The organism is Pseudomonas syringae pv. coryli str. NCPPB 4273 (assembly GCF_000972175.1).
In the GTDB taxonomy this organism is placed as follows: Bacteria; Pseudomonadota; Gammaproteobacteria; order Pseudomonadales; family Pseudomonadaceae; genus Aquipseudomonas; species Aquipseudomonas syringae.
Genome location: NZ_AWQP01000018.1, coordinates 17,877 through 44,454, shown reverse-complemented (window position 1 = coordinate 44,454; position 26,578 = coordinate 17,877). Strand labels below are relative to the sequence as shown.

Annotated in this window: 6 protein-coding genes and 1 pseudogene; 4 read left to right on the top strand and 3 right to left on the bottom strand. The window is 63.8% G+C overall.

Annotated elements, in window-relative coordinates; genetic code table 11:
* Positions 1-381: 381 nt before the first annotated feature.
* Together P406_RS30485 and P406_RS09080 are read right to left on the bottom strand one after the other, a co-directional pair.
* Positions 382-891, bottom strand: a pseudogene (locus P406_RS30485) (MCP four helix bundle domain-containing protein); the annotation flags it as partial.
* A gap of 266 nt (positions 892-1,157) precedes the next feature.
* Entirely contained in the window at positions 1,158-2,153 is a 996-nt protein-coding gene (locus P406_RS09080) for an aldo/keto reductase (RefSeq protein WP_046236007.1), read from the bottom strand.
* A 169-nt stretch (positions 2,154-2,322) separates the two neighbouring features.
* On the opposite strand from P406_RS09080, the gene P406_RS09075 reads away from it, so the two are divergent.
* The gene (locus P406_RS09075; protein ID WP_046236006.1) at positions 2,323-3,045 is read left to right on the top strand and encodes a haloacid dehalogenase type II; all 723 of its coding nucleotides are present in this window, start codon (positions 2,323-2,325) and stop codon (positions 3,043-3,045) included.
* Between the two features lie 24 nt (positions 3,046-3,069).
* On the opposite strand, the gene P406_RS09070 is transcribed toward P406_RS09075, so the two are convergent.
* The gene (locus tag P406_RS09070) at positions 3,070-3,588 is read right to left on the bottom strand and encodes a GNAT family N-acetyltransferase (protein ID WP_046236005.1); all 519 of its coding nucleotides are present in this window, start codon (positions 3,586-3,588) and stop codon (positions 3,070-3,072) included.
* A 624-nt stretch (positions 3,589-4,212) separates the two neighbouring features.
* On the opposite strand from P406_RS09070, the gene P406_RS09065 reads away from it, so the two are divergent.
* The 3 genes from P406_RS09065 to P406_RS09055 are packed head-to-tail and all read left to right on the top strand — an operon-like array spanning position 4,213 to position 26,563.
* Positions 4,213-13,275 carry a non-ribosomal peptide synthetase gene (locus P406_RS09065; protein ID WP_046236004.1) on the top strand — a complete coding sequence of 3,021 codons (9,063 nt, stop codon included), beginning with the start codon at positions 4,213-4,215 and terminating at the stop codon, positions 13,273-13,275.
* Positions 13,272-17,384 (top strand): non-ribosomal peptide synthetase, encoded by a 4,113-nt coding sequence (locus P406_RS09060; protein ID WP_046236003.1) that lies wholly within the window; start codon positions 13,272-13,274, stop codon positions 17,382-17,384. The genes P406_RS09065 and P406_RS09060 overlap by 4 nt, the downstream gene beginning before the upstream one ends.
* Entirely contained in the window at positions 17,381-26,563 is a 9,183-nt protein-coding gene (locus tag P406_RS09055) for a hybrid non-ribosomal peptide synthetase/type I polyketide synthase (RefSeq protein WP_082100750.1), read from the top strand. Before P406_RS09060 ends, P406_RS09055 begins: the two co-directional genes overlap by 4 nt.
* Positions 26,564-26,578: the final 15 nt, after the last annotated feature.

The window sequence follows — 26,578 nt, the reverse complement described above, 5'->3', positions numbered from 1 at the left end:
CACCATGATCTGCGCATTGTTGGCAGAGGAGGCCGTCGACAGCACGGTAGAGGACTGGCTGACCTCCTGAGCGGCCATGCGTACGTCGGTGATGGTTTCCGAAAGACGGTTTAGCGCCGTTCTCAGCACACCCATGACGCTGTCAGGATAGGCCGTGGTGATGGTTTGCTGCAGATCGCCCGCTGCCAGTCGGCGAATGGCCTCGGCAACGTCAACCGGCTCTGCGCCAAGGGTCTTTTTCACGAAGCGGATGATGAACGCCGACAGCACAATGCTCAGCAGCACAGCGAACGCCGTGGCCAGCAGCATCAGGCCACGGAACTGGCTGGCGGTCGCCTGCACATTATCCAGCTGGACCCTGATCGAGGCTTCCTCATGGTCGATGAGCGCGTTGATGCGCTTCAGCCATTCACTGTAGTTACCGGAGGTCTGGCTCAGCAACAAGGCCTGCGCACCGGCGATGTCTCCGGCACGGCGCAAGGCAATCACGCTCTTGGTAGAGCTGAGCGTTTGCTGTTCAATTTCCTTGATGCCACGCAGCAATTGGCGTTCTTCGGCACTGACATTGGGCTTGGTGAACAACTGCTCCATCGGTACGGCCGAGTCGACATAGTCCTTTTCAAGGCGGGTCATCTCTGCCAGATGCAGCGCCAGGTCCTGGTCGTTGTTGACCAGCACGGCATCGCGCAGGGCGATCGCACGGTTATGCACGCTGCCCCGGAAGTTGATCGCATAGCGTTGCACCTTGGCGGCATTTTCGCCTACGTCTTCCAGGGTGCTGTCGATGAACCCGACCCGCTGAATGCCAACGGCGGTGATCAAGATGAGCAGCGAGACGACAGCGGCGAATCCCAAGCCGATGCGCGTAGCCAGAGAAACCTGATTTTTCATGAAATGAACCCGAGCGAGGCAACAGAAGAAGTCGAATTAAATAATGGCAAAGAGCCTTTATTCAGAATGGCCTGACAATACCGTCCAGTCGACTCGCTGCCCAATAGATATTTGCGCACGGTGACATAGACAGGTGTTATTTCAGAACTGTATGACAGTTACGAAAGCGTGGGGTGCGATCTTTAGGGTCCTCGTCGTCGCTCTGTGCTGCGGGTAACCGGCGACGCTCATGTCGTTCGCCGGTTACGGGTGTTTTGCTGCGTCGGTCAGACGAAACCGGTCACTGCATGGGGCACGTACGGAGCTTCGAGACGTTTGATGTCCTCATCACTGAGCACCAGTTGCAGCGCTGCGATGGCATCGTCCAGCTGCATGGCCTTGGAGGCGCCGACGATGGGCGCGGATACACCGCGCTTGGCCAATACCCAGGCCAGTGCGATTTGCGCCATCGGCACCCCGCGCTCTGCGGCCAGCTGTTCCACGGCATCGATCACTCGACCGTCTTCCTTTTCCGTCGCCTCGTAAAACGACTGGCCGGAAACGTCGGTTCTGGTCCGCTCGGTCTGCTGACCATGGGGCCTGGTCAGCCTGCCGCGTGCCATCGGGCTCCACGGCATCAAGCCGACACCCTGATCGATACACAGCGGGATCATCTCGCGCTCTTCTTCGCGATACACCAGGTTCAGGTAGTTCTGCATCGAGACGAACCTGCTCCAGCCATGCGCGGTCGCGACCTGCTGGGCCTTGGCGAACTGCCATGCGTACATGGAGGACGCGCCGATGTACCTGGCCTTGCCGGCCTTGACCACATCGTGCAGGGCTTCCATGGTTTCTTCGATGGGCGTGTCATAGTCCCAGCGATGGATCTGGTACAGGTCGACGTAGTCAGTGCCGAGCCGGGTCAGGCTCGCGTCGATACTGGACATGATGGCCTTGCGCGAAAGCCCCTTTTCGTTAGGACGGGTCGAGCCTTCCCACATGTTTGCCGGAAAGAACACCTTCGTGGCGATGACGGTCTCGTCGCGACGGGTGAACTCTTTGAGCAATTTGCCGACGATGGTTTCCGAAGTGCCTGCCGAGTAGCTGTTGGCCGTGTCAAAAAAATTGATGCCTTGCTCGACGGCGTGTTTGATGATCGGCCTGCTTGCTTCTTCGCCCAGTGTCCAGGGATGCGTTCCGGCATCGGGCTCGCCGAATGTCATGCATCCAAGGCACAGTCTGGAAATATCCAGCCCTGTGTTGCCAAGCTTTACGTAGTCCATGAATCCTCCGTCTATCGTTGATTGATCAGCCGCCGAGCCGTTTCGGTGCCGTCCATAACATTTACAGTTGGGGCAATGTCTGCCCGGAACAACTCGCTTTGGCGCGATTGGTTCTATAGTTCTAGTTCTGTAGAACTATAAGCGACTGTGCACGATTCGGGAGAGCAATATGGCCAGACTGGAACAGATAGGGTTTCTCGGTTTCGATGTATTCGGCACCGTTGTCGACTGGCGAAACGGCGTGGCGCGGGCCGCTGCGCCATTTCTGCAGCGGCATGGCATGCACGTCGACCCCCTTGATTTTGCCGATCAGTGGCGTGCTCTTTATCAACCTTCCATGCAGCGCGTACGTGCGGGTGAGCGCCCGTACGTGACACTCGACGTGCTCAACCGGGAGAGTCTCGAAACCGTGCTGGCGCGCCACGAGGTGGATTTCGGCAGCATCTCCGACGCCGAGCTCGCCGAGCTGAACAAGGCCTGGGAGCGGCTTGATCCCTGGCCAGACTCGGTCGCAGGCCTGACCCGATTAAAGCGCAGATTCTCGATCGGTACGCTATCGAACGGACACATCGCCGGAATGCTCAACCTTGCGAAATTCGGCGGACTGCCTTGGGACGTCATCGTCGGCGCGGAGATCGCCGGCACCTACAAACCGATGCCCCAGACCTACCTGAAGTCTGCAAAAGCCGTGGGCCTGGCGCCGCATTGCGTCGCCATGGTGGCTGCGCATAACGCCGACCTGACTGCCGCACGTGCGAATGGCTTCAAGACCGTTTTCGTCCGACGTCCCGCCGAGCACGGGCCAGGCCAGACGTCTGATCTGAGCGCCGAACAGGACTGGGACGTGATCGTCGACTCCCTGACCGAAGTGGCTGACGCGCTCGATTGCTGAAGCGCTTGTCACCCGGGTGGCCGGTCACCCGCGCACGTCTTTCCACATGTGCACCTTGGCGACGAACCCGGTGCCTACAGCAACTGCAAGGGGTTCGAGGCCAAAGGTCACGAAGCCCATGCGCTCGTACAGTCCGACTGCTTCGGCGTTGCCCTGCGTGACAGTGAGCTGGACGACCAGAAGCTCGGGACGGGTTTCGGCGTGGTCGAGCACGCTGCGTACCAATCGAGCGCCGATGCCCCTGTTCCTGTGTGCCATTGGCACGTACATGCCGAACAGGGTCGATTTGTGTCGGGCCTTCTTTCGGGTTTCGACGCAGAGGCCGGCGACGCCCAGCAGGTGACCGTCTTCAACGGCGGCAAACACCACTTCGCTTGCGTCAGCGCTGTCATCCAGCCTCTTTTTCCACCACTCGGCAGGCAGCACTTCGCGCTCCTTCACGTCAGAGGTAAAGGCGTCTGGATGACGTTCATAGGCCTCGAGCATCAAGGCGCGATAGGCAGGTGCATCGGCCGGAGTCAGTCGTCGGTAGGTGAGGGTCATGGAGGCCGGGCTCGTGTGAATCAGGTTTCGAGTATTGCATCGGATGCCTGGAAAAGTCGCCGCCCGCCGCTGAAATTGGAAGCATATCCGGCGGCTGGACAGCCATGCCGTTTGACGGACACTTTCGCGGTTTGTAACTTTTTGTTTGCCTCATCGCCGAAAATCGTGGTTATTATCCCCGGCGCCCAGGGCCAAAAACCCGGCGCCAATGGCTGTCACGGGTCCACAGACTCCGCAGTCACAGCCGATCGGGTCCACCCTGGCGCTGACACCCCGGCGCAGGCCGTTCCCCGTCGTTGACCCTCAAACGGAAGATGAGGTTTCAATTGGTCACGCGGTATGCAAACGTCAGTTCCAAGGGCAGAGCGATCAGTCTCGTCAACGAGCCAGCCACCCCCCTTTCTGTAGGCGAGTCGCGCCGTGCCGCGTTCGTCTGTCATCCCTCTGCGATCCCCCCGAGTGCTTGCATGTCAGGTCATGACATGAGCCCGAGAGCCCGCGCCGCACCCTCTCCCTGAATCTCGATGTTCATCCGGCATTGCTCATGCCGTGCCTGACGGGCTTGCTGCTCTGCGCTCCCGTCTGCTCATAAAAAAATAATCTGCTCACGGACGGTGATTCCTGATGGTCGACAAATCTTCCTCGCGCGGGACGGGCTTCGCTCATCCTGATACAGAGCAACCCTTTGACCAAAACCAGTGTGTGCATGGCCTTTTCGAAGCCCAGGCAGAGCGCAATCCTGGTGCTATCGCGGCACGCTTCGGGCTGGACACGCTTGACTATGCGACGCTCAATACCCAGGCCAACCGCCTGGCCCATTACCTGCGCAGCCTTGGTGTCGGGCCGGATGTGCGGGTCGGGATTTGTCTGGAGCGCTCGCTGGACATGCTGGTTGGCGTGCTCGCGGTACTCAAGGCGGGCGGTGCCTACGTGCCGCTGGACCCCGCGTACCCGAAAGCCCGCCTGGCACACATGCTGGCAGACAGCGTGCCACGCGTGCTGCTGAGCCACGCTCCGGCGCGCGCGGCGTTGCTGGCGGCGCTGGAGGAGGTCGAGGTCGCAACGCAGGTGCTCGATCTGGCCGATACCCGGCTATGGGCAGCGCAGCCGACGCACAACCCTGACCCGCACGCGGTTGGTCTGACGTCCCGCCATCTGGCTTACGTGATCTACACCTCGGGCTCCACCGGGACGCCCAAGGGGGTCATGGTCGAGCACCGTGGGCTGATCGCGGTGAGCGCTGCCTGGGAGCGTTTGTACGCGCTGCACAAGCCACTCAATCACCTGCAAATGGCCGGGTTTTCCTTCGATGTGTTCAGCGCCGACCTGATCCGCGCACTGGGTTTTGGCGGCACGCTTGTGCTCTGCCCACGTGACACGCTGATGGACCCGCCCGCGCTGTATTGCCTGTTGAGCGAGGCGCGTATCGATTTTGCGGACTTCGTGCCGGCGGTGCTCAACCCGTTGCTGGTCTGGGCGCAGGAGGCGGGGCGCGACCTGTCGTTCATGAGCACGGTGGTTTGCGGTTCGGACATCTGGACGGCCCACAGCGCGCGCCAACTGCGTGGGTTGTGTGGCGAGCAGGTGCAGATCGTCCAGGCCTACGGTGTTACCGAAGCGAGCATCGACAGCACCTGTTTCGAGTTCGAACCCGACAGCCACGTCGATGCGGTGCTGCCCATCGGACGGGCGTTGGCCAACACGCGGATTTGCCTGCTAGATGCCGCTGGCGAGCGTGTTCCCCAAGGCGTGAGCGGCGAACTGTACATCGGCGGCGTGGGGGTAGCGCGTGGCTACCTGAATTTGCCGGAACTGACCTGCGAGCGCTTTGTCGACAGCCCGTTCGTGGCCGGTGAGCGGTTGTACCGTACTGGCGACCTGGCCCGCTATCGGGCTGACGGCCATCTGGAGTTTCTCGGGCGCAACGACTCGCAGGCCAAGCTGCGCGGCCTGCGCCTGGAACTGGGTGAAATCGAGGCGCGTCTGGCCGAGGTTGCCGGTGTGCGGGACAACGTGGTGGTGCTGCGTGAAGACGGTGCGGGTGTGCCCAGGCTGATTGCCTACTTTCGCGAACAGACCAGCGTAGCGCTCACGCCCAAAGGCCTGCGCCAGCATCTGCAGCTCAGCCTGCCGGACTACATGATTCCTGCTGCGTTCGTGCGTATGGACGCGCTGCCGCTGACCGCCAATGGCAAGCTGGACCGCATCGCATTGCCCGAGCCGGGGGATGACGCATTCGATCGACACGTTTTCGAAGCCGCGCAAGGCGCGCTGGAAATGGATATTGCGGCCATCTGGGCCGAGGTGCTGGGTGTCGAGCGAGTCGGTCGCCAGGATCACTTTTTTGCACTCGGCGGCCACTCGCTGCTGGTGATGCGCGTGCTGGCCAAGGTTCGTCAGACGCTGCATCTTGAGGTGTCACCCTCAGCCCTGTTTACCGCCCCCGTGCTGCAGCAGTTCGCCGAACGACTGAGCACCGCTCAGCAGGGCAACGCTCGCCCGCCGATCATGGCTGTAGCGCGTAGCGGGGCACACACGTTGTCGTCTGCCCAGCAGCGCCTGTGGTTTCTGGCGCAGATGGAAGGCGGCAATGCGGCCTACCACATGCCCTTGAACCTGCGCCTGCGCGGGCCGTTGCAGGTGGCCGCGCTGGAGCGCAGTTTCAATCAACTGGTGGCCCGCCACGAGGCGCTGCGCACCACCTTCTTCGCGGTCGAGGGCGAGGGGCGGCAGCGCGTGGCGGCGGGAGCGATCATTCCGTTGCCAGTCATCGATCTGCGCGGCGAGCACGATGCCCAGGCGCGTTTGCTGGCGTTGATCGACGCAGAGGGCAGCAAGCCGTTCGACCTGGCGGTGGGGCCGTTGATGCGTGTCAGCCTGGTCAAGCTGGCCGACGATGATCACGTATTGTTGCTGACCCAGCACCACATCGTCTCGGATGGCTGGTCAATGGGCGTGCTGACCCGTGAGCTGGGGCTGCTCTACGAGGCGGCTATTCAGCGACCGGCCGCGCACGGGCAGTCCCTGCTACTGCCGCCGCTGGCTGTTCAGTATGTGGATTACGCGGCCTGGCAACGCCAGTGGCTGTCCGGCGAGGTGCTGGATGCGCAGCGGCGCTACTGGCGTGAAACCCTGAGCGGTGCACCGCTATTGCTGGAGTTGCCCACCGATCACAAACGTCCGGCCGCCCAGGATTACCGCGGCGGCTTCGTGCCGCTGGTCTTTGACCGCGCGCTGACGGCACGGCTCCGAGTGTTGGCTACGCAGCAGGGCACCACGTTGTTCATGAACCTGCTGGCGGCCTGGTCGCTGTTGCTGATGCGCCTGTCGGGGCAGGATGACGTGGTCATCGGTGTGCCCTCGGCGAACCGCAGCCAGCAGGAGCTGGAAGGGCTGATCGGGTTCTTCGTCAATACCCTGGCCCTGCGCATGACCCGCGCCGGCAGCCCGACGGTGGCCAGCTGGCTGCAACAGGCGCGCAGCGTTGCGCTTGCCGCTCAGGAACATCAGGACTTGCCGTTCGATCAAGTGGTGGAGTTGCTCAACCCGCCGCGCAGTCTGGCTTACAGCCCGGTGTTTCAGGTGCTGTTCGCCTGGGAGCAGCATCAGGATTCGGATCTGGAGTTGTCCGGGCTCGACGTCAGCGTGCTGCAAAGCGTCCAGCCAGTGGCCAAATTCGACCTGCAACTGGCACTCAGCGAACGTGACGGGCAAATCGTCGGCGGCCTGGAATACGCGTCGGGGCTGTTTGAGCCGGAGACCGTGGTGCAGATGGGCGAATACCTGCGCCGCATCCTCATGCAGATGGTCGAGAACAGCGAACAGCCGCTGGCGACGCTCGACCTGCTCAACGCCGAGCAGCACCGACGGATCGTCCACGACTGGAACCGCACCGAACGCGATACCTCGGCGCAGCCCGATTGCGTCAAGCGATTCGAGGCCGTGGCGCAGCGCACACCCGAGGCCTTGGCGTTGCTGGCCGATGAGCGAGTTCTGACTTACGCAGAACTGAACCAGTCTGCCAACCGGTTGGCGAATTACCTGATTGAGCAGGGCGTGAGGCCCGAGCAGCGCGTTGGGCTGTGTCTGGAGCGCTCGCCGCAGATGGTCATCGGCCTGCTGGCCATTCTCAAGACCGGCGCCGCTTACGTGCCATTCGATCCTGCATACCCGGCCGAGCGTCTGGCGTTCATGTTCGCGGATGCCGCACCGAGCCTGCTGCTGACCCAGACTGCACTGCGTGCCGGTCTGCCGCCGTTGCCCGACACGCTGCCGATCTGCTGCCTCGACGTGGAAGCGCAGCGCTGGTCTGGGTATTCCGAGGCCAACCCGCAAGTCCCCGTCAGCCCCGGCAACCTGGCTTACGTGCTCTACACCTCCGGTTCGACCGGGCGGCCCAAGGGCGTGGCGCACAGCCGTGCGGCGCTGGATAACCTGATCGCCTGGCAACTGGAACAGACGCCTGTTTCACAACGCGTGCTGCAATTCGCATCGTTGAATTTCGACGTGTCGTTTCAGGAAATCTGCAGCACGCTGTGCCAGGGTGGCAGCCTGGTGCTGATGAGCGAAGCCGGCCGCAAAGATCTCGCCGCGCTGCGCCCGACGCTGATGGCCGAGGGCGTACAACGGGCGTTTCTGCCGTTTGCCGTGCTTCAGCAACTGTCCAGCCTCACTGAAGCCGAGGCGGCGGTGCCGATGCCTTTGCCAAAGGGCGGCTGCGAAATCATCACCGCTGGCGAGGCGTTGCTCGTCAATGACGAACTGCGTGCCTTTGTCTGCGGCCTTGGCGGTGCGCAACTGCACAACCAGTACGGCCCGACCGAAACCCACGTGGTCAGCCAGTTCAGCCTGAACTGTGACGCCGCCGGGCAGTGGCCGGACGCGCCGCCGATTGGCCGGCCCATCGCCAATGCGCGTCTGTATGTGCTGGACGGCGACCTGAACCCGGTACCGGTCGGTGTGGCGGGCGAGTTGTATATTGCCGGAGCCTGCCTGGCTCGTGGTTATCTGAATCGTCCGGACTTGAGCGCCGAACGCTTCCTGCCGGACCCGTTCAACCCGCAGCCCGGTGCGCGCATGTACCGCAGCGGTGACCTGGCGCGGTTTGCGGCCGACGGCAACGTGCACTACCTGGGACGCATCGACCAGCAGGTCAAGTTGCGCGGCTTTCGCGTCGAACTGGGCGAGATCGACAGCCTTCTGCACCAGCAACCCGGTGTGCGGGAAGCGGTGGTGCTGTTGCGCGAAGATGTGCCGGGCGACAAGCGCTTGGTGGCTTATGTGGTGGGGCCTGCAACCGCCGAAACGCTGCGTGCCGAGCTGCACCGCCACCTGCCGGAACATATGGTGCCGACGGCCTGGGTGGCGCTGGCGCAGTTGCCGCTGACCCGTAACGGCAAGCTCGACCGTCAGGCGCTGCCAGTGCCAGAGCGACAGGCCGCCAGTGCCTATGTGGCACCGCGCGACGAGACCGAGCGGCAGATGGTGTGTATCTGGGCCGAGGTGCTCAAGTGCCAGCAGGTCGGCATTCACGACAACTTTTTCGAGCTGGGCGGGCATTCGCTGCTGGCCACACGGATGATCTACATGATCAACCAGCGCATGGGCGCGCAACTGTCCCTGAGCAGCCTGTTCAAGACGCCGGTGCTGATGGACTTGGCCGAGCAGGTGCGGCTCGGGCGGGGTGACGGGCCTTCGCTCGACACACCCTTTGCCCCGATTGAATCCGATCGCAGCGCACGCTATGCACCGTTTCCGTTGACCGATATCCAGCAGGCGTACTGGTTTGGCCGCGAAGCGTCGGTCAGCCTCGGCGGGGTCAGTGCCCATGGCTATGAAGAACTGCGCATCCCCGGCCTCGACGTGCCACGTTTCGAGCAGGCGCTGAACCGCATGATCCAGCGGCACGACATGCTGCGCGTGGTGTTCCTCGGCGATGGCACGCAGCAGGTCCTCGACAGCGTGCCTATCTATCACATGCCACGCAACGATCTGCGCGGCCTGTCTGCCGACGCCGCGCAGCAGACCCTGCAAGTCACCCGCGAACGTCAATCCCATCAGGTGCTGGACGCCAGTCGCTGGCCGTTGTTCGAGTTCAGTCTGTCGTTGCTCGACGAGGACATCAGTCATTTGCACATCAGCCTTGATGCCCTGATCGTCGACGCCGCGAGTACGCAGATTCTGGCGCGCGAGCTGATGGCGTTTTATGCCGACCCGCAGTTGCAACTGCCCGAACCGGGGCTGACCTTTCGCGATTACGTGCTGGCCGAGCAGCGCTTGCGCAATGACAGCCGCTACGCACAGGCGCTGGACTACTGGCGCGAGAAGGTTGCCGCGCTGGCACCTGCGCCGGACCTGCCGCTGGTGTGCCAGCCGGAAAGCATCAGCCACCCGCACTTTACCCGCCGCGACCGCGAGCTTTCAGCGCTGCAGTGGTCACGGCTCAAGGAACTCGCCAGGCAATTTGCCGTGACCCCGTCGGTGATGCTGCTGACCGCGTTCAGCGAGGTGCTGGCGCTGTGGAGTCTGCAGCCGCGCTTCACGTTGAGTCTACCGCTGTTCAACCGCATGCCGCTGCACCCGGATGTCGATGAGATCATCGGCGACTTCACCTCGCTGGTCTTGCTTGAAGTCAGTCTCGACGGGGCCGCGAGCTTCATCGACAAGGCGCGTGCCGTGCAGGCACGGCTGTGGCAAGACATCGACCATTCGGTGGTCAGCGGCGTGCGAGTGCTGCGTGAACTGTCCCAGGCCCGAGGCGTGCAGCAGACCGCCATGCCGATCGTGTTCAACAGCACCTTGTCGGAAGCTGCGCCGGAACTGGCCGAATTCAACCTTGCCGACGCGTTGAATGCCGAGCACATGCACAGCATCACCCAGACCCCGCAGGTCTGGCTTGACCACACGCTGCTGGAGCTGGAAGGGCGCCTGCTGTTCAACTGGGACAGCATCGACGAGTTGTTTCCGCAAGGCCTGATCGAGCAGATGTTCGTCGCCTACAACGCGCTGCTGGATCGCCTGCTCGACGCCGATGCCTGGAACGCTGGCACGGTGGAGCTGATACCGCTGGCACGCTTGCCGGCGCCCGAGGCCAGCCCCGTTGACTCGGCGCTGATGCACGAACTGTTTGATCGCCAGGCACTCGCTGCCCCGGATGCGCTGGCAGTCATCGACACCCATCGGCAGCTGAGTTATCGCCAGCTGCGAACCGAAGCGCGTCAACTGGCGGCGCTGCTTCAGCGTCGCGGCGTGGTGCCTAATCAACTGGTCGCGGTGGTCATGGAACGTGGCTGGGAACAGGTCGTCGCGACGCTGGCGATCCAGTACGCCGGCGGGGCCTACCTGCCGCTCGACCCGGCGCTGCCGACCGAGCGTCTGGAGCACATCCTGCAACGCGCCGAAGCCAGCCTGGCGCTGACTCAGCCGGTACTGCGGCAACGTGTCGAGTGGCCCGTGCAGGTCCAGGTCATCAGCGTGAGCGATCCGATCGTTGCCGACGATGGCCTTTCCGATCAGTCCGAATTGCACGCCGTGCATCTCACCCCGGACGATCTGGCCTATGTGATCTACACCTCCGGCTCGACCGGCCTGCCCAAGGGCGTGGTCATCGATCATCGCGGTGCGGTGAATACGCTGCTCGACATCAACCGGCGCTTTGCCGTCGGCGCTGCGGATCGGGTGCTGGCGGTTTCGTCGCTGAGTTTCGACCTGTCGGTCTATGACTTCTTCGGCTCGCTGGCCGCTGGCGCGGCGGTGGTGCTGCTCGAACCGCAGCAGGCTCTCGACCCGGCGCACTGGCTGACGCTGATCGAGCGGCATCAGGTCAGCCTGTGGAATTCGGTGCCCGCCTTGTTCGGCATGTTGCTGGAGTATGTGCAAGGCGAGCGCAGCGCTTTGCCGTCGTGCCTGCGCGTGGCGATGCTGTCAGGCGACTGGATTCCCCTGACGCTGCCCGAGCGTGCCTGGGCGCTGCAGCCGGCGTTGCAACTGATCAGCCTTGGCGGGGCGACCGAAGCGTCCGTCTGGTCGATCCAGTATCCGCTGCAGCAGGTCGACCCCGCGTGGCGCAGTATTCCCTATGGCAAGGCGCTGGATCACCAGCGCTTCTATGTGCTGGATGACGCCTTGCAGGTTCGCCCGACCTGGGTGGCGGGTCAGTTGTATATCGGCGGTATTGGTCTGGCCAAGGGCTATTGGCGTGATGAAGCCCTGAGCGCCGGCAGTTTCTTCGCCCACCCGCTGACCGGCGAACGTCTGTATCGGACCGGCGATCTGGGGCGCTGGCTGCCCGACGGCAATATCGAGTTTCTCGGGCGGGAAGACACCCAGGTCAAGGTCCAGGGGCACCGCATCGAGCTGGGCGAGATCGAAGCGGCACTCAATCGCCATCCCGGCGTACAGAGCGCCGTGGTGCGGGTGCTCGGCGAAGCGCTGGGCGAGAAGCGGCTTGCGGGCTACGTACTCAAGGCCGATCCCTCGTTGCAGGCCAGTGACTTTGCCCAGTACCTGGCAGACAAACTGCCGGCCTACATGGTGCCGACGTCGTTTACCTTCGTGCAGGAATGGCCGCTGTCGGCCAACGGCAAGGTCGACAAGAAGCGCTTGCCGGAGCCGTCGCAGGTTCAGGATGCCGGCCCGGCGCTGGAAGTGGAGGGGCCACAGGAGCAACAACTGGTGATGATCGTGCAGGGCGTGCTCAAGCGTCCGTCGATCGCTGCCGACGCCAATTTGCTCAACCTGGGCGCCACCTCGATCGACATTGTCAGGATCAGCAATGCGCTGTCCGGCGAACTGCAATTCCGTCCCAACGTTGCGCAACTGCTGGCGCAGCCGACGCTGCTCAATCTGCTCGGCATGTACCGCCGGAATCTGGCCAACGGCAGTGTGGTCGACAGCGTTCGTCAGCGCGCGGGTTCGCCTGAGCAAGTGATCGAGGATCCGCAGCAGCGGGCGCGCTTCAAGGCCGAGCAGCGCGGCCGGCGGACCTTCGCCCCGCAGGTTGCGGCGCTGGACCTGGCGCGTCCGGATAACCCGGCGTTCGCGCGGCGCTTCAGCGATTACCGCTCGGTACGCCAATTCGTTGAGGGGCCCATTCCGACCGAGGCGTTTGCCGGGTTACTGGCCAGCCTGGCGCAGGGGCAACTGCACGGCGAGGTTAAATATCAGTTCCCGTCCGCAGGCGGTCTGTACCCGATCCAGTGCTACCTGTATGTCAAACCGCAGCGGGTCACCGGCGTTGCTGCCGGCGCCTATTACTACGACCCGGTTGAGCACCGCCTGCTGATGCTCGACAGCGAGCCGCTCGATCCGGACACCTACGATTATTTCGTTAACCGACCGGTGTATGAAAACGCCGCGTTCTCGCTGTTCTTCATCGCCGACATGGCCGCGATCCGGCCGCTGTATGGCGAGCGCAGTCGCGACTTCTGTCATATCGAAGCCGGGGGCATGGCGCAATTGCTGACCATGACGGCGGTGGAGCAGGGCCTTGGCCTGTGTGGCATGGGCTCGCTCGAAGAGCAGCAATTGTCAGCCCTGTTCGACCTGGGACCGAATCATCAGTTGATTTACTCGATGGTGGGCGGTCTGCGCACTGCCGACGAACAACGCCGCGCGCAGGTCGAGGCGTTCGCTTCTGCCGCCAATCAAACGGACGACGCCAGCGACATGGAGGAGATAGAGATATGAATGCCTATCAATTGCTGGAGTTGTTCGGTCGCCACGCCGTGGTGCTTGAAGTGGACGGCGACAAACTGCGCTGCAAGGCGCCGCGCGGGTTTCTGAATGACGAGATGCTGCAGGCGCTCAAGCAGCACAAGGCAGAACTGATTGCCTTGCTGAGCGGCACCGACCCCGCTGCGATCCCTCGGCGTGCCGTCGGGCAAACGGCTGTTCCGCTGTCGTTTTCACAACGCCAGCTGTGGTTTCTCGATCAGATGGAACCGGGCAATGCGTTCTATAACGTGCCCACTGCGGTGCTGCTGAAAGGCGCGCTGGATGTGCCGGTGCTGGAGCGGGCGCTGAACGAATTGATCATGCGCCATGAAATATTGCGCACCACATTTGCCAGCGTGGACGGCGAGCCACGGCAGATCGTGCACCCGGCGATGTCGCTGGTGATGCCAGGTGTCGACCTGCGTGACCTGTCGCCGACGGCGCGCGATGCCCACGTCAGCGTGGCGGTGGAGCAGGAGGCCAAAGCACCGTTTGACCTGGCCAGCGGCCCGTTGCTGCGGGCCTCGCTGCTGCGCCTGGCCGACGAGGAATACCTCTGGCTGTACAGCGTGCACCACATCATCGCCGATGGCTGGTCGATGGGCGTGATCCTTCAGGAGGTGACGACCTTGTATGGCGATTTCCTGCGCGGTCAGGCGTCCAGTCTGGCGCCGCTGGCAGTGCAGTACGCCGATTACGCCTGCTGGCAGCAACAGCGGCTGAGCGACGAGGCGCTGGCCGGGCAACTGGAGTTCTGGCAGCGCACGCTGGCCGATGCGCCGCCGCTGCTCGACATGCCTGCCGACCGGCCGCGTCCGATCGTGCAGCGCTACGTCGGGGCGACCTTCAGCTCGACGGTCGACGGCACCACCCTGCGTGCGCTTAATGCGTTGGCCAGACAGACTCAGGGCACGTTGTTCAACGTGCTGATCGGCGCGCTGTCGGTCCTGCTCTGGCGCCACAGCGGACAGCAAGACCTGTGCATCGGTACGCCATTCGCCAACCGCAGCCGTCCCGAAATCGAGCCGTTGATCGGTCATTTCGTCAACACTCAGGTGATTCGCCAGCGTCTCGATCCGCAGCAGACCTTTGCCGAGCTGTTGCGCGACGTACGCGCCACTCTGCTGGATGTCCATGCGCATCAGGATGTGCCTTTCGACCGCGTGGTGGAGGCCGTCAACCCGCAACGCGAAACCGCGTATTCGCCTCTGTTTCAGGTGATGATGGTGTTGCAGAACACCCCGGGCAACGCCGCACAGATGCCGGGCCTGAGCATGACGCCGTACAGCACCGGGAGCGCCACGGCCAAGTTCGACCTGGCGTTCGAATGGGTCGAGCGCGACGGTGTGCTGAGCCTGCTGGTGGAATACAACACCGACCTGTTCGACCAGACCAGCATCGAGCGCCTGAGCGGGCATTATCGTCAGCTGCTGGAACAGGTGGCGCTGAACCCCAAGCAGCCTGTTGGCGCACTGACGCTGATCAGCGATGCCGAACGCGAACAGATACTGAATGAGTGGAACAGTCCGGCACCGCTGGCCCAGCCTGCCGATTGCGTGCATCGTCTGATCGAAGCCCAGGTCACGCGTCGGCAGGCCGAGTGTGCGATCATCTTCGAAGGTCGATCGCTGAGCTACAGCCAGCTCAACAGTCAGGCCAACCGCCTGGCGCATCACTTGCTCACCCTCGGCGTCGGCCCGGATGTGCGCGTGGCGGTGTGTATCGAACGCTCGCTGGAACTGCCGGTGGCCGTGCTGGCGGTGCTCAAGGCCGGGGGCGCCTATGTGCCGCTGGACCCGGATTACCCATCGGGACGCCTGCGGCATATTCTCGATGACACGTCCCCGGTAGTGCTGCTTGCCCACGGGCCGACGCGCAAGATCCTGCGCGAGGCCCTGCAAGGCGCGGACTGTGAAGTGCCGATCCTCGACGTGCAGGCCGATGCTGTGCTCTGGGCCGAGTGCCCGTCGGACAATCCGCAGCCGCAGCGTGTCGGTGTGAACGCCGACCACCTGGCGTATGTGCTTTACACCTCCGGCACTACCGGGCTGCCCAAGGGGGCGATGGTCACGCATCGCGGGCTGAGCAACCTGCTGCTGTGGTGTCAGCAATTCTGCGGCGAACACGGGAGCATGCTGCACAAGATCCCATTCGGTTTCGACGCCTCGGCCTGGGAGATTTTCTGGCCGTTGCTCACCGGGGGCAGGCTGGTCATCGCTCGTCCCGGCGGGCATTTCGAACCCGGCTACCTGGCGCAGGTGGTGCGCGAACAAAGCGTCACCGCGATGGTGTTCGTGCCGGCCATGTTGCAACTGTTTCTGGAGGTCGAAGAGGTCAGCGCCTGTCTCTCCCTGAAGGATGTGTTCAGTGGCGGCGGGGAGCTGTCGCCCGCAGTCGCCAGGCTGTTTCAGGAGCGTCTGCCGCATGCCCGCCTGCACAACGTTTATGGTCCGACCGAAACCACGGTGATCAGCAGCGTCTGGACGCTGGAGCCCGGTGCCGAGGTTCCATCGCGCCAATTGCCCATCGGCCGACCCCTTGCCAACACCCGTTTTTACGTGCTCGACGAGCGTGATGCGCCGGTGCCGGCCGGGGTCACCGGTCAGTTGCACATTGGTGGTTTCGGCGTTGCACGGGGTTATCTGGGGCTGGACGAGCTCACTGCCGAACGGTTTATCGACAACCCCTTCGTTGCCGGTGACCGGCTGTACCGCAGCGGCGATCTGGCGCGTTATCGCCCGGACGGTCAGTTGGAGTTTATCGGTCGCAACGACTTTCAGGTCAAGCTGCGCGGTATTCGCCTGGAACTGAGTGAAATCGAAGCGCGGCTGGATCTGTTCCCTGGTATTCGCGCCAGTGTGGCGTTGATCATTGGTGATAACGCGCAGAACCAGCGTCTGGTGGCGTGCTGCGTTACCGACAGCACGGTGGACGAATCCGCACTGCGTGCGCACCTGGCAACGACCCTGTCCAGCGCCGTCATGCCCAGCGCGTTTCTGTGGCTGGACGCCTTACCGTTGACGGTCAATGGCAAAGTCGACCGTGCCGCCCTTGCGGCACTGGCCGATCAGGATCTGGCCGACCGGCAGGTCAATCTCGGCAGCCCCCGTGACCATATCGAGCTGACCCTGTATCAGATCTGGAAAGACCTGCTGCTGGTGCCGCAGATCGGCATTCGCGACAACTTCTTCAACGTCGGCGGGACATCGATTGCGGCGATCAAGATGGCCTACGAAATTGGCCGGGCGTTCAGCGTCGAAGTGCCTGTGCGCGTGATCCTCGGCCACCCGACCATCGAGGCGTTGGGCGGCTGGCTGCGTACTGGCGCCAGCCTGGCCGCGGCACAGGACAACCTGATCGAATTCCGGCGCGGTGCCGGGCAACGCAACGTGGTGTGCATTCACCCGGCGGGGGGCACGGCGTTCTGCTACCTGTCACTGGCCAAGGAACTGCCGGACAGCATCGGTGTGTACGGTGTGCAATCGCCAGGGTTGAACCCCGGAGAGAGCACCGAGCCGAGCGTCGAAGCGATGGCCGACGCCTATTTGCGGCGGATCGCGGCGTTGACCTCACAACCGCTGGTGCTCACCGGGCTGTCGTTCGGTGGCCTGGTGGCTTACGAAATGGCCCGCCGCCTGACGGCTGCCGGCCATCGTCAGGTGACGGTGGTGCTGCTCGATACCCAGGGCTCGGATGACCCGGGGTTCCGGCAACAGATCGGGACCGTGGACATGGCGGAGTTTCGCGACAAGCTGGTGCGCTTCAACGGCATGTACCCCGGCATCGAAGACGCGCAGGTCGAGCGGTATTTCCACCTCTACAACCACAACCGCCTGGCCATGGCCGCATACGAGTGCGCGCCGCAAGCCGGGCGCATCGTGCTGATTCAGGCTCGCGAAGGCTTTACCCGCACGCAGTTGCATGAGCTGCGCAGCTTCTGGCGTCGTCGCGCGGGCAACGGTTACAGAGCCCGGCTGGTTCACGGCGGGCACTGGGACATGCTGGAAAGCGCCGAGGTGCATCGGGTCTCGCAGACGCTCAGGCAAGAGCTGCAACGTTTCGACACGCAGGAGGCGCAATGATGAACCGGCACGAGGAGAATATCGCCCGCAACCCCCAGACGCTGCTGTCGCGTTTTGCCGAGCAGGTACGCCGTGAGCCCCAGGCGCTGGCCGTGATCGACCGACAGGTACGGCTGACTTACGCGCAACTGGCCAGCGCCAGTGAACGCATCGCCAAAGGGCTGCTGGCACAAGGCACCGGCCCTGCGGATCCGATCGCCCTGTGCATGCCGCGCTGCTGGCAATGGATCGCCACGATACTGGCCGTGCTGAAAGTCGGGGCTGTGGTGGTGCCGCTGGATCGGGCCAGCCCGGCCCGGCGTCGACAACTGATGCTCGACGACGGAGGCTGCGTCGGGCTGGTGACCCTCGGTGAAGACGCGGACAGCCTGGTGGCGCCACAACATGGCTGGTACGTCAGCGTCGAAGCCTTGCTGGAATACTCTGATCAACCAGCACTGCCGCTGCCCGAGGACTTCGCCGCGTCGAGCTTCCTGTTCTACACCTCGGGCACCACCGGCACCCCGAAGGCCGTGGACGTAGGGGAGCGCGGCCTGTTGCGTCTGGCCCGGACCGACAGCTGCCTCGACATTCGCGCAGGCGAGCGTGTGGCCTGCCTGTCCAACCCGGCGTTCGACGCCTGTAATTTCGAACTGTGGGCGCCGCTGCTCAACGGCGGTTGCTGCGTCATCATTGCCGACGCAGACCTGCAGGATGCCCAACAACTGGCCAGGGTCCTGGAAATGCAGCAGGTCGATAGCCTGTTCATGACCGTTTCGCTGTTCAACACCTTGAGCGCAGATAACCCCGCCTGTTTCGCCAGCCTGCGCCAAGTGCTGATCGGCGGTGAGCAGGTCAGCGCCGCGGCGGTGCGTGCCTGGTATCAGGCCAATCCCGACAGCCGTTGCCGGATTTTCAACGCCTACGGACCCACCGAATGCACCACCTTCGCCGTGTGCTATCCGATCCCCCGCGACTTTGCCGGCGACGCTGTGCCAATCGGCCAGCCATTGCCTGACACCGGCGTGCAGGTGCTCGACGCGCAACAACGGGCGGTTGCACGTGGCGAGGCGGGTGAGCTCTACCTGAGCGGCAGCGGGGTTGCACGCGGTTACCGCAACCGTCCGACCGAGACTGAACAGCGTTTCCTGCGCCTGCCGACAATCGATGCCGGGGATGTACTGCATTACCGAACCGGCGATCAGGTGCGGGTCAATGCCGACGGGCTGATCGAGTACCTGGGGCGGATTGATCGTCAGGTGAAGGTCCGCGGTTTTCGCATCGAGCCGGGCGAGGTCGAGCAGCGCATTCTGGAGCATCCGCAGGTGGCGCAGGTGCACGTCTGTACCCGCCGCCAGGCGGCCGAAGACCACCAGTTGCTGGCCTTCATCGTGCCGCGCGAGGCGCTGGACTATCGCGATTTCGACCAGCACCTGCGCGACAACCTGGCGGTATGGATGCGCCCGCATCAGCTGTTTGTGCTGCAGCGCCTGCCGTTGACCGCCAATGGCAAGATCGATCAGCGTGCGCTGCTGGAGCAGCCCTTGAAACCGTGGCGACTGCAGGCGGGTTCGCGTGCAGACGAGCAACACTCGCCCACGCTGGACTGGCTGCTGACTCAGGCCCGCAGGTTGTTGGCGCAACCTGAGCTGAACGGCGAGGATGACTGGCTGGGCAGCGGCGGCGATTCGCTCAAGGCCATGCGTCTGCGTTCTGCAATCCGCACTCACTGGCGGCGGGAAATCACCCTGGGTGCGGTGCTGAGCGAATCGTTTTCGGCACTGGCCGAGCGACTCGGTGATGAGCAGGGTGCGGCGCCTGCCTATCCACCCGCGCCGCCCGTCAACCATTCAGGGCGTGCGCCGGCGACTGCCGAGCAGAGTCGCCTGTGGCTGATGCAGCAGCGCACGCCGCTGGCGACGGCCTACAACGTGCCAATCATCCTGCACCTGGCAGCGGGCGTCGAGCTGAGCGCATTGGCCGAGTCCGTGCAGCGCCTGTTGACTCGGCACAGCGGGCTGCGCACGGCGTTCGTGTCCGCTGCCGACGGGCTGCATCAGCAGGTTCACCAACGGGACGCGGTGTGCCAGACCTTTGCCACAGGGGCATTCAGTGAACAGACCTGGCGCAGCTTTGCAGCCCTGGTCTTTGACACACCTTTCGATCTGGCGACATCTGCCCTGTGCAAGGCCTGGCTGTTGCCGTTTGCCGATGGCAGCTGCCGCTTGCTGCTGAACCTGCATCACGTTGCCATTGATGGCTGGTCGATGAACCTGCTGTTCGATGACCTGGTGCAACTGTACGACGATGCGCTGCAGGGGCGGTCGAGTGCCGAGCCTTCGCCGGGTCTGGGCACGCTGGAGTTTGCCCTCTGGCAACGGCAATGGCGTGTCGACCCGCGTTACCGCGATCAGCGTCGCGCCCTGGCCGGGTTACATCGCCAGCACCCGGCGTCTTCGCCCGCGCTGCTGCCGGTTCGCGAGCCTGGACCGCAGGCACGGCTTTATCGTCAGCCGCTGGGAGCCACGCGCAGTGCTGCACTGGATCGATTTTGCAGCCGACAGCGCGTCACGCGTTATGAGGTGCTGTTCAGTGTTTATGCCTGGAGCATTTACGCCCTGACCGGCTGTGAACGGCCACGCATCGCCAGCCCGGTATCCAACCGTCCGCTGAGCGAATTCGAAGACGCAATCGGGATGTTCGCCAACACCGTGCTGATCCCCACGGCGTTCGACGGCGACAAGGCGCTCGACCAGCAACTGCATCAGCAGACCGCCACGGTGCGTGAGGTGCTGGCTTTGCAGGACGTCGCTCTGGCGGACCTGGTGGAAGACCTGCGGCTGTCGTCGAGCAGTGCGCTGTTCGATTTCATGTTCGTGCTGGAAAACACCGACTACGCCAGGCTGGCCCATACCGGCCTGCGGGCCACGCTGGAATTCAACGAGACTGTGCAGGCCAAATGTCCGCTGACCTTGCTGGTGGTCGATGCCGGGTCGCAGCTGGAATGCTGGTGGGAGTACCAGTGCAGTTATTTCGATGCGACACAAATTGTCGCCGTCAATCGGCTGTTGCAACAGGGGCTTGATCTGCTGCTGGAGAAGCCGTCGGCGACCCTCGATGCGCTGCTCACGCCTTACCGCTTCAGCCTGCCGCCCGCCAGTCAGGGCGACCGCGCTGAGCCACCGTTCAACACCGTGGCCGACTGGTTCGCCTATCAGGTGAGTTGCACACCGGATGCTCCGGCACTGGTCGCCGATCAGCAGTGCATCAGCTACGCCGAACTGGATGCACTGGCCGATACGCTGGCGGCCACCCTGATCGAGCTGTGCCCGCCGTCGAAGGGCAATGATGCGTCGCTGCAAGTGGTCCTGTACCTCGAAGCGTCGGTCGAGCACATCGTGGCCTTGCTGGCGCTGGCCAGGCTCAATTTGACTGCGGTGCCCCTCGACCCTGGCTATCCGCTGGCGGTGCAGCGCCAGGTCATGCAGCAGGCACAACCTGGCTGTGTGCTGTACAGCGCGGCCACCGAGGCGGCACTGGACCTGTTGAACGCCGACCGGCAGATCTGTCATCGGGTCGACCTGAGCGCCGCTGCACGGCCGTTCGAGCGTCGCCGTCATGCGGGTCAACGACCGTTGTACACGCTGTTCACGTCCGGTTCGACGGGGACACCGAAAGGGGTTCAGGTGCCGGACCGGACCCTTTGCAATCTGTTGCACTGGCAGCGCAACGAAGGGCAGTTGCCCGCGAAGTCAGTGACCCTGCAATTTTCCATGCTGTCGTTCGATGTGTCGTTTCAGGAGATTTTCAGCACCCTCTGCGGCGGGGGTTGTTACCACCTGATCAACCCGCGTTGGCGGCAGGATGCCCAGGCATTGCTGAGCTATCTGGTGCAGACGCGCATCGAACGGCTGTTCCTGCCCTGCGTGGCCTTGCAGCATCTGGCGCAGACCGCTGTGAGCCAGGGTGTGTATCCGCAGGCGTTGCGCGAGGTGATCACGGCGGGCGAGCAACTGCTGTGCACCGAGGCATTGCGCAACTGGTTCGGCGGCATGCCGCAGGCACGGCTGTTCAATCATTACGGCCCGACCGAAACCCACGTGGTCAGCGCCTGGCATTTGCCTGCGGCGGTTCAGGACTGGCCGCTGCGCGCGCCGATCGGGCGGGCAGTGAGCAATGCACGCCTGCTGCTGGTGGACGAACACGACCGGCCGGTGCCGCGTGGTAGTCAGGGCTACTTGCTGGTGGCAGGGCCGATGATTTCGCGCTGCTACCTCGCTGACCCGGCGCTGAATGCCGCGCGCTTTGTCGAGTTGCCGCAGCCTGAGGGCATGGCCCTGTTCTATCGTACCGGCGACCTTGCGCGGGCTGATGCAAATGCCTGCCTGCACTACCTGGGTCGGGACGATCAGCAGATCAAGATCAGTGGCCAGCGTCTTGAACTGGGGCAGATCGAGACCGCGCTGATGCAGGTCGCTCAGGTGAGCAACGCGGTGGTGGCCATGCAGGCTGAGCCGCCCCGTCTGGTGGCCTGGTTGCGCAGCGAAGGCACGCTGCCCGATGCACTGCAGCTTGATCGACAGATCAGCCTGCACCTGCCGGCGCATGTGCGTATCGACGAGTACCGGCGGGTCGACGCCTGGCCGCGTACACCGAGCGGCAAGATCGATCGCAGGGCACTGGGGGGGCTCGGCGAGGTGTTGCAACGGCAACGCACCGGGCTGCCTGCGGCACGGTTGAGCGCACTTGAACAACAACTGAGCGAGTTGTTCGTGGCGGTCATCGGTCGCGACATCGAGCCTGATCAGACCTTCTTCGAAGCCGGCGCCACCAGCCTCGGCCTGATGCGCCTGCATGCCCGTTACAACGAAGCACTGCCGCAGCCAGTGGCAATGGCCGCGTTGTTCGAGCATGTCAGCGTGCGCCGCCTGGCGCAGCATCTCTCCGTACCGGCAGGGCAACTGCCCGGTGCTGGGAAGGGCAATGAGCGAGTCGCCAAGGCTGGCAAACAACCCATGGCGATCATCGGCATGTCGGTGAATGTGGCCGGCGCGAACAACCTCGCCGAGTTCTGGGCGATGGTTCAAGGAAATGGCTTGGGCATCGAGCGGTTCGACGCTGCCGAGGGGCTGGTCGGTGCGCGCAGTCAACTGACCGGCCTGCTGGATTTCGATCCCGACTATTTCGGCATCAGTCTTCAGGAAGCGCGGCTGATGGACCCGCAACAGCGGCACCTGCTGATGGGCTGCGTGCAGGCGCTGCAACATGCCGGGCTGACACCCAAAGCCGACGGTCCGCGCATCGGTCTGATCGCCAGTTGCGGCGAAACCACGTATTTCCAGCAAATGCTGCGCGAAACTGCCGAGGGCGATCTGCCCGACGGTTTTCAGATGGCGCTGCACCACGACAAGGACTTTCTGGCCACCAAGGCGGCTTACCACCTCGACCTCGGCGGGCCGGCACTCAGCGTTCAGGCGGCGTGCGGCAGTTCGCTGATTGCCGTGCACCTGGCGGCGGCGATGCTGCGTCAGGGCGACAGTGACGTGATGCTGGCCGCCGGGGTGCTGATCGACCCGACCCTGACCGATGGCTATCGTTATCGCCCGCAGCATATTTTTTCCCGCGATGGGCTGTGCCGTCCGTTCAGTGACGACGCCAGCGGCACCATCGGTGCCAGCGGTTACGGGGTAGTGGTGCTCAAACCGCTGGACCGCGCCCAGGCTGATGGCGACCGGATCTACGCGCTGGTCGAAGCCTCTGCGCTGAACAACGATGGCCGCGCCAAGATGAGTTACACCGCGCCATCGGTGGCGGGGCAGAGCGTAGTGATCAGCGAGGCGCTGCGCAAGGCCGGGGTCAATGGCGCCGACATGGGCTACATCGAGGCTCACGGCACAGGCACGCTGTTGGGCGACCCTATTGAAGTGGCGGCATTGACCAAAGCGTTCGGCGCGGCACCAGCCGCCGGTTGCGCGCTGGCCTCAGTGAAAAGTCAGGTGGGTCATCTCGGCGCGGCTGCCGGCGTGGTCGGGCTGATTCGCGCGACGCTTGCCGTGTTTCACGGGGTGATCCCACCCAACCTGGGGTTTACCCGGATCAATCCGCAAATCGATCTGCAGCACTCGCCGTTCTACATACCCACCACCTCCGGGCCCTGGCCCGAGGGGCGTCGGCGTCTGGCCGGGGTCAGCAGTTTCGGCATCGGTGGCACCAACGCGCATGTGATTGTCGGCGCCGCGCCGCAGCAGACAGCGCGCGTCGAGGATTGCCCGGCGTGCCTGCTGCTGTCGGCGCACAGCCGCACTGCTTTGGAGCGGGACATGCTGGCGATTGAAGCCTGGCTCAACGCCTTTCCCGAGCAGCAGGCTGCGCTGCTGCGTTACCTGCAAAACGGTCGACGCGCGTTGCCTTGGCGCTTCGCAATGATCTGCCAGCCCGGTCAGACGCCGCGCCTGCAAGCCTCGTCGATCAAGCAGGTGACGCTTTCGGACGCGCGAGTGAAGGCCAGCGAGCATTTGCCCCAGGCCCTGCTGGACGCCTGGTATGCGGGGGCCAGCATCGAAGGGTCGACCGGTTCAACGCCGCCACCCTGGGACTTGCCTCCCTCGGCGTTCGATCTGCAGACCTTTCGCTTCAAACCGGCTGCTCGCGCTGAGCTGCAACCGTCCTCAACTGTCGAGCGCCAGCCGCTGGCGGACTGGTTCTATCAGCGTCAGTGGCAGCGGATGCGTCGTCTGCACACACAACCCACTGGCGAGAGGCGTGAAGTGCTGGTGGTGTGCAGCCATGAGCGTCTGGAGGCCACCACGCTTGGCAGTCTGCAGGGCGTCTATCGGCACGTCATCGAGGTGCAGGCCGGCAATGGTTACCAGCAGCTTGGCCCGAATCGTTATGAGCTCGACCCGCTGGACTCAGTGGCGTTTGGTCGATTGATCACTGCGCTCGATCAGAATGGGCAGACGGCGAGCGAACTGGACTGGCTGCATGCCTTGCCGCTGTCGGTGGGCGGGGCGGTTGACGAGCAAAGCCTGGCGGCCGCGCAATGGGCTTGTCTGGATACGCTCAGCGCGTTGCTGCAGGCCTGGGGGCAGAACGCACAGAAGAGCGTTCTGCGGCTCTGGCTGTTGTCCTGGCAAGCGTGCCCGGTGAACGGCCAGGTCATGCGCCCTGAACTGGCGGCGCTGGCCGGTATCACCGAAGTGGCCCCGCAGGAGTACCCGATACGCTGTCATTGGCTGGACCTGCCCACGGCGCAGTTGAGCGTTCAGGCAAGGCACCTCGCGGCGCTGCTTGCCGAACCGGCGTCGCTGCCGCGGCGCATGGCCATTCGTGATGGTTATCTGTGGCAGCCTCAGCTGTTGGCCAGTCCGCTGGCGGCTCCGACGGCGGCTTCGAATCTGCTGCCGGCGAACGGCACGTTGCTGGTGCTCGGCGGTACAGGCGGCATCGGGCGTACCTTGTGTGAACACCTGCTGCAATCCAGCCAGCGGCGGGTCGTGCTGCTGTCGCGAGGTGGTGAGTGTCCGAAAGAACTGCACGCCTATGCTTCGCGCATCGACAGCATCGCTGCGGATATCGCCGACCTGGCGCGCTGGCCCACGGTGCTTGAACACTTGCGTGAGCGTTATGGGCACTTTGACGGCGTGATTCACGCGGCCGGTACCGGAGCGGGCAGCCTGATCCGTCAGCGCGATGCTCAGGTGCTGTCTGAGGCAATGGCCAGTAAGACCCGTGGCATGCTGGCGGTTGAAGCGTTGATCGAAAAGATGACCCCGGGGTTCGTGCTGTATTGCTCTTCGATGTCGGCACTGTTCGGTGGCGCCGGGCACCTGGACTACGCCGCCGCCAGTGCCGTGCTTGACGGTTTCACCCACTACCGCCCGCATGCCGAAAATGGCTGTGTGCGCCTGGGCATTAACTGGGACATCTGGCGCGGTGTCGGCATGGCCGCTGCCAGTGGCGTCGGGGATGACGCGCACCAGCGGCATCTGGCGGTCGGCATGTCAGCGCAGGAGGGCTGCCGGGTATTCGATGCAGCCATGACGGCTCAACTGCCGCAGTTGCTGATCTCGACCACCGATCCAGCGACGGCGCGACAGTTTTACCCGGTTCGCCACAGCGCAGGCTCAACGCTGGCCGATACTGCGCCAGTGCTGACGGCAGACACTGAAGCGCCGGACCGTCTGCCCGAGCATCTGCATGACTGCCTGTGCAAATGGCTCGGTGTGAGTGCGCTGCAGCCGGATGCCTCGCTCTATGAGCTGGGCGCCGATTCTCTGACCCTGCTGGACCTGATCGACGAACTGCAGGCCGCGACCGGCATGGTCTTCCAGTTGTCGCAGTTCAGCCACAAGGTCAGCCTGACCGAGGTGTTGGCGCTGGTGCAGGCGTCAGGGGCCGTAACGCCTGCGGACGAAAGCCAGTGGGCCGATGCGGTGCGGATCGATCAGTGGCATGCGGGCGCGGGCCGCGAGCGCCTGTATCTGATTCACCCGGTGGGTGGCGACGTGCAGGCGTACCGCGAGCTGGCCTCGGCGCTGCACCCTGATCTGGGCGTGTGGGTGATCGCCGATCCGGCCTTGCGCCTGCCCGACCTGCCGAACATCAGCGTGGATGAGCGCGCGCAGCTGTATATCGAGGCGTTGCAGGCCCATCACCCCGACGGCACGGCATGGCGTCTGGCCGGCTGGTCGTTCGGCGCGTGGGTGACGCAAGCGATGTGCAGCCTGCTGACGGAGGATTGCGAACAGCCATTGTTGTACCTGATCGATCCCCCCGCGCCGGATGCGGGCCACGAGCTGGCGCAGATCGGTGAAGCGCAGATTCAGCAGGTCTTCCAGCGCGAGTTTTCTGCACGGCGCGGCCTTGACACGGCCACCAGCACGGCCAGCGAAGACGCATCGCGTTACCTGCAAAGCCTGATTGTCTGCTGCCAGAACAATATGGCGAGCATGGCGGGCCACCAGCCCGAAGCGCTGTCGCGCACTCCAGTGCGGCTGTTCATCGCCACGCAGCCCAATCCTTACGGCATGGGTAGCGCCTGGCGGATGGCCGATCTACAGCGGGCCTGGAAAGGGCTGTTGCCGCATATGTTGAGCTGGCAAGCACTGGACACCGATCACTACGGCATTGTCGCAGCGCCCTGGGCGCAGGTGATTGCCGAGATGATCAATGCCGACCTGTCGACGGCGCAGGGCTGAACGTTACCGGCAGGC